Annotated in this window: 1 protein-coding gene and 1 pseudogene; one reads left to right on the top strand and one right to left on the bottom strand. The window is 76.0% G+C overall.

Features of this window, described 5'->3' with window-relative positions; all coding sequences use genetic code 11:
- Positions 1 to 20 precede the first annotated feature (20 nt).
- Positions 21 to 1,168, bottom strand: a pseudogene (locus tag J0670_RS39750) (dihydrofolate reductase family protein).
- Between the two features lie 163 nt (positions 1,169 to 1,331).
- Between J0670_RS39750 and J0670_RS36525 the strand changes: the two are divergent.
- Positions 1,332 to 2,123: methyltransferase domain-containing protein (locus tag J0670_RS36525; RefSeq protein ID WP_207817073.1), on the top strand; the 792-nt coding region annotated here is incomplete at its 3' end.

Raw genomic sequence — 2,123 nt, 5'->3', positions numbered from 1 at the left:
TTCCTCGATGATACAAAAGATCACGAGAGCAGATGGGCGTTGACCGCCCGAGCCTCCTCGGCCAGCTCCGGCAGCTCCACCACCTCGACCCCGGCGGCCTCCAGCAGGGCCGTGCCCTGGCAGTCCGTGACGAACAGGTCCGGCTCGCGCCAGGCGACCACCACCCGCGGCACGCCCGCCGCGATGATCAGCCGGGCGCACGGCACCGGCCGTGAGGCCCGCTGCCCGCAGGGCTCCAGGCTGCTGTAGACGGTCGCCCCGCGCAGTCGCGGGTCGCCCGCCGGGAGCTTGGCCAGGGCCGACTCCTCGGCGTGGTCGTGCGCGTCCGCCTCCCGGCTGAAGCCCTCCGCCAGCACCTCGCCGTCGGCGCCGACGATCACCGCACCGACCGAGAAGGCCGTCTCGGAGGGCGGGCAGCGGCGGGAGAGTTCGACGGCCCGGCGCAGGTGGTCGAGGTCGGCGGCGGTGGGTCGGTTCACGGCGCGGGCTCCTTCGGGGCGTACCTGAGCAGGACGACGTCGCCCACGGTACGTGCCTCCAGCAGCCGCATCCGCCGGGCCGGACCGCCGGGGAAGGCGGCCGGGCGGACGAACCGCGGCGCCTCGGCCTGGCCGACCAGCAGCGGGGCGACGGCCAGCTGGAGCTCGTCCGCGAGGCCCCGGGCCAGGAACTGGGTGTGCACCCCGCCGCCGCCCTCGACCATCAGCCGGCGCACCCCTCGCGCGCCCAGGTCGTCCAGCAGCGCGCCGAGGTCCACCGCCTCGCCGAGCGCGGCCACCTCGGCCAGGCCGTCCAGCCGGGGCCGCAGCACCGCCGCCCCGGCGTCCGTGGTGTAGGCGAGCTTGGCGCCGCCGGTGTGCCAGAAGCGCAGGTCGGCGTCCAGGGCGCCGCTCGCGCTGAGCGTCACCTTCAGCGGGTGCTCGGGCCGTCCGGCGGCCAGTCGGGCGGCCCGGCGCTCGGGCGCGTTGACCAGCAGGCGGGGGTTGTCGGCGCGCAGCGTGTTGCCGCCGACCAGGATCGCGTCGGCGGCCGCGCGTTCCTCGTCCACCCGGTCGAAGTCGGCGGTGTTGGAGAGCAGCAGGCGGTCGGGGGAGGCGTCGTCGAGGTGGCCGTCGAGGGACACGGCTGCGCTCAGCAGGACGAAGGGACGCTGGCCGGGGCCGGGCATGGGCGGGACCGTTCTGTCGGGTGCGCCTCCACGGTACGGCGACCGGGTGCGGCGCCGGTGCCAGGTGGTCGACATGTGAGACGGATCTTCTCGCCATGCGGAATGCGGCGTAGCGTCGGAGCGCCACGGAAACGGAACGCCGACGATGTTCGAGGGGGATCCCATGACCGGACCGCAGCCCGCCGCCGTCTACACCCACGGCTACCAGGAGGCCGTACTGCGCTCGCACCGCTCCCGTACGGCCGCCGACTCGGCCGCCTACCTGCTGCCCGAACTGCGGCCCGGGCAGTCGCTGTTGGACGTCGGCTGCGGGCCCGGCACGATCACCGCCGACCTGGCCGAGCTGGTCGGCCCGAGCGGGCGGGTGGTGGCGGTGGACACCTCCGCCGAGGTGCTGGAGCAGGCCGCCGGGTACGTTGCCGGGCGCGGCGCGGCCAACGTGGAGTTCGCGCTCGCGGACGTGCACCGGCTGCCGTACCGGGACGGCGAGTTCGACGTCGTGCACGCCCATCAGGTGCTGCAGCACGTGGCCGACCCGGTGGGCGCGCTGCGCGAGCTGCGCCGGGTGACGGCGCCCGGCGGGGTGGTCGCCGTCCGGGACGTCGACTTCGCCTCGATGGCCTGGTTCCCGGAGGTCCCCGCGCTGGACCGCTGGCTGGAGCTGTACCGGCGGACCGCCCGCGCCAACGGCGGCGAGCCGGACGCCGGCCGGCGGCTGCTCTCCTGGGCCCGCGAGGCCGGCTTCGCCGAGGTGACCGCCGGAGCGGGCACCTGGACGTACGCGACGCCCGAGCGGCGGGCCTGGTGGGGCGGGATGTGGGCGGACCGGGTGATCGGCACCGCGCTCGGGCGGACGGCGGTGGAGCGGGGCTTCGCGGACCGGGCCGAACTGGAGCGGATCGCGGACGGCTGGCGGGAGTGGAGCGCCGCCGGGGACGGCTGGTTCTCGATGCTG

Origin of the sequence: Streptomyces sp. FH025, from assembly GCF_017427025.1 — a bacterium.
Classification (GTDB): Bacteria; Actinomycetota; Actinomycetes; order Streptomycetales; family Streptomycetaceae; genus Kitasatospora.
Note: the sequence above shows the minus strand (reverse complement) of the source record. Positions and strands in the feature narration are given on the sequence as shown.